Origin of the sequence: Kitasatospora sp. NPDC056531 (genome assembly GCF_042794375.1) — a bacterium.
Lineage (GTDB): Bacteria > Actinomycetota > Actinomycetes > Streptomycetales > Streptomycetaceae > Kitasatospora.
Genome location: NZ_JBHTTU010000220.1, coordinates 485 through 4,557 on the forward strand (window position 1 = coordinate 485; position 4,073 = coordinate 4,557).

Annotated in this window: 1 protein-coding gene; it reads left to right on the top strand. The window is 74.0% G+C overall.

The genetic code is table 11. From position 1 onward, the window contains the following. On the top strand, nucleotides 1–4,073 hold a 4,073-nt coding region (locus ACFQ87_RS44535), incomplete at both ends, for an amino acid adenylation domain-containing protein (RefSeq protein ID WP_380616763.1).

Below are 4,073 nucleotides of genomic sequence, written 5' to 3' on the forward strand. Positions count from 1 at the left end.
CGGGACCTGACCACCGCCTACGCGGCCCGAAGCGCGGGGGCCGACCCGCAGTGGGCGCCGCTGCCGGTCCAGTACGCCGACTACGCCCTCTGGCAGCCGGAGCTGCTCGGCGACGCCACCGAGCCGGACAGCCTGTTGAGCAGCCAGCTCTCCTACTGGTCCGGGCAGTTGGCGGGCCTGCCCGAGCAGGTCGAGCTGCCGTTCGACCGGCCCCGGCCGGCGGCTATGTCGTTCCGCGGCGCCCAGGTGCCGGTGCGGATCGACGCCGAGCTGCACCAGGGCCTGCGGACGCTCGCCCGCAGCGGCGGCGCCAGTCTGTTCATGGTGCTCCAGGCCGGTCTCGCCGCCCTGCTGGGCAAGCTCGGCGCGGGCACCGACGTCCCGATCGGCAGCCCGATCGCGGGGCGCACCGACGAGGCCGTCGACGACCTGGTCGGCTTCTTCGTCAACACCCTGGTCCTGCGCACCGACCTCTCGGGCAATCCGTCCTTCAACGAACTGCTGGGGCGGGTGCGCGCCAACGCGCTGTCCGCGTACGCGCACCAGGACCTGCCGTTCGAGCACCTGGTGGAGGCGCTGAACCCGGCCCGGTCGCTGGCGCACCACCCGCTGTTCCAGACCATGCTGGCGCTGCAGAACGCGCCGACGGGCACGTTCGACCTGCCGGGGCTGCGGGTGACGACCGACCTGGTCCACACCGGGACGGCCAAGTGCGACCTGACCTTCATCCTGACCGAACGGCCCGGTGCGGAGGGGCTGTCGGGGCTGCTGGAGTACAGCACCGACCTGTTCGACGAGGCGACGGCCGCCGGGATCGTCGAGCGGTGGCTGCGGCTGCTGCGGGCCGTGGTGGCCGACCCAGGCCGACGGATCGGCCTGGTGGACGTGCTGTCCGCCGAGGAGCTCGGGGCGCTGCTGCCCGCCGGAGACGCGGCCGAGGAGCTGCCGGAGAGCGGCCTGACCGCGCTCTTCGAACGGCAGGTGCGGGCGAACCCGGCCGCGGTCGCGCTCACGGACGGCGAAAACACCCTGACCTACGGCGAGTTGAACGCCCGCGCCAACCGGCTCGCGCACGCGCTGATCGACCGGGGCGCGGGCCCGGAGCAGTTGGTGGCCCTCGCCCTGCCGCACTCGGCCGAGCTGGTGGTCGCCGTGCTGGCCGTGCTCAAGGCCGGTGCCGCGTACGTCCCGGTGGACCCGCGGTACCCGGAGGCCCGGATCGCCTACCTGCTGGAGGACTCCCGGCCCGCCCTGTTGCTGACGACCGCGCAGTTCGACGGCCTGCCGGGCGCCGAGCGGGTGGACCGGTTGCTGCTGGACGCCGTCGACCTGGACGGCCTGCCGGACACGGACCCACGGATCCCGGTCGATCCCGGCCAGGCGGCCTACGTCATCTACACCTCCGGGTCCACGGGCAACCCCAAGGGCGTCGTCGTCCCGCACCGGAACGTGGTGCGGCTGTTCGGCGCCACCGACGCGCTGTTCGGCTTCTCCGCCGAGGACGTCTGGACGCTCTTCCACTCCTACGCCTTCGACTTCTCGGTGTGGGAGCTGTGGGGCCCGCTGCTGCACGGCGGCCGGCTGGTGGTCGTGGACCACGAGACCAGCCGTTCGCCCAGCCGGTTCCTGGAGCTGCTCGCCCGTGAGCGGGTGACGGTGCTCAACCAGACGCCGTCCGCCTTCTACCAGCTGATGCAGGCGGACCAGGAGGCGCCGGAGACCGGCCGTTCGCTCGCCCTGCGCACCGTGGTGTTCGGCGGCGAGGCGCTGGAGCCCGCCCGGCTGGCGAGCTGGTACGAGCGCCACGCGGAGGACACGCCGCGGCTGGTCAACATGTACGGCATCACCGAGACCACGGTGCACGTCACCTACGCGGCGCTCGGCGCGTCCGGCACCGCTGCGGGGCGGATCGGCACGGCCATCCCGGACCTGCGCGCCTACGTGCTGGACGCCGGCCTGCGCCCGGTGGTCCCGGGCGTCGTGGGTGAGCTCTCCGTCGCGGGCGCCGGGCTGGCGCGCGGCTACCTGAACCGCGCGGGCCTGACGGCCGGCCGGTTCGTCGCCTGCCCGTTCGGCCAGGCCGGCGCGCGCATGTACCGCAGCGGCGACCTGGTGCGGCGACGCGCCGACGGCGCCCTGGAGTACGTCGGCCGGGCCGACGACCAGGTGAAGGTGCGCGGTTTCCGGATCGAGCCGGGCGAGATCGAGGCGGTGCTCGCCGCCCGTCCGGACGTCGTCCAGGTGGCGGTCGTGGCCCGCCGGGACCGGGCCGACGACACCCGACTGGTCGCCTACCTGGTACCGGCCGCCGGCGCGTTGCCACGCCCGGCCGACCTGCGCGAACACCTCTCCGCGCGGCTGCCCGAGCACATGGTGCCCTCGGCGTTCGTGGTGCTGGACGCGCTGCCGCTGACCACCAACGGCAAGCTCGACCGCGCGGCCCTGCCCGCACCCGGCTTCACCCCGACCGGCGCCGGCCGCGCGCCGCGCACGCCGCAGGAGCAGATCCTGTGCGAGCTGTTCGCCGAGGTCCTCGGGGTGTCCGGGGCCGGAGTCGACGACAGCTTCTTCGCCCTGGGCGGGCACTCGCTGCTGGCGACCCGTCTGGCCGCCCGGGTCCGCGCGATGCTCGGGGTGGAACTGCAGCTGCGCACCCTGTTCGAGTCGCCGACTCCGGCGGGCCTGGCCGCCGCCCTGGCCGCGGCCGCGCCGGCGCAGCTCGCCCTGGCACCGCACCGGCGGCCGGAGCGGGTTCCGCTGTCGTTCGCGCAGCGGCGGCTGTGGTTCCTGGACCAGCTGGAGGGTACCGGCGCGACCTACAACATCCCGCTGGCGTGGCGGCTGTCCGGCCCGCTCGACCGGCAGGCACTGAGCGCGGCCCTGGCGGACGTGGTCGAGCGGCACGAGAGCCTGCGCACGGTGTTCCCGGTGGCGGACGGCGTGCCGTACCAGCAGGTGCTGGACGCCGTGGCGGCCCGGCCGGCCGTCGCCGTGCGCCGGACCACGGAGGCGGAGCTGTCCGGTGTGCTGTCGGCGGCCGTCGCCCACCGGTTCGACCTTGCGGCCGAGCTGCCGCTGCACGTGGAACTGTTCGAACTGACGGCCGAGGAGCACGTGGTGCTCCTGGTGCTCCATCACATCGCCGGTGACGGCTGGTCGCTCGGTCCGCTGTCGCGGGACCTGACCGGCGCGTACGCGGCCCGCTGCCGCGGCGAGGAGCCGCGGTGGGAGGCCCTGCCGGTCCAGTACGCCGACTACACCCTCTGGCAGCACGAACTGCTGGGCGACGCCACCGACGGGAACAGCCCGTTCGCCCGTCAGGCGGCGTACTGGACCGACCGGCTGGCCGGCCTGCCGGAGCAGCTTCGGCTGCCCACTGACCGGCCCCGCCCGGCGGTCGCCTCGCACCGCGGCGGTTTCGTGCGGGCGGAGCTCGACGCCGAGCTCCACGCCGGCCTGCGCGAGCTCGCCCGTGCCCACGGGAGCAGTCTGTTCATGGTGCTCCAGGCCGGGCTGGCGGTGCTGCTGAGCAAGCTCGGCGGCGGCGACGACATCCCGGTCGGCAACCCGATCGCGGGGCGGACCGACCAGGCCCTGGACGACCTCGTCGGGTACTTCGTCAACACCCTCGTGTTCCGCACCGACACCTCGGGCGACCCGACCTTCACCGAACTGCTCGCGAGGGTCCGGGAGCAGGCGCTGTCCGCGTACGCGCACCAGGACCTGCCGTTCGAGTACCTGGTCGAGGCCCTCAACCCGGTTCGGTCGCTGGCCCACCACCCGCTGTTCCAGGTCATGCTGGTGCTCCAGAACAACGTCCGGGCCGAGTTCGCCCCGCCTGGCCTGAAGGTCGGCGAGGTGGCGCTCTCCACCGAGAGGGCCAAGCTCGACCTGGTCTTCTCGTTGTCCGAACGGCACGCGCAGGACGGCTCCCCGGAGGGTGTCGACCTCGTCGTCGACTACGCGGGCGACCTCTACGACCCGGCCACCGTCGAGACGACGGTCGCGCGCTGGGTACGCCTGCTCCGTGCGGTGGTCGCGGACCCGCGAGCGCGGCTCAGCCGCTTCGGGCT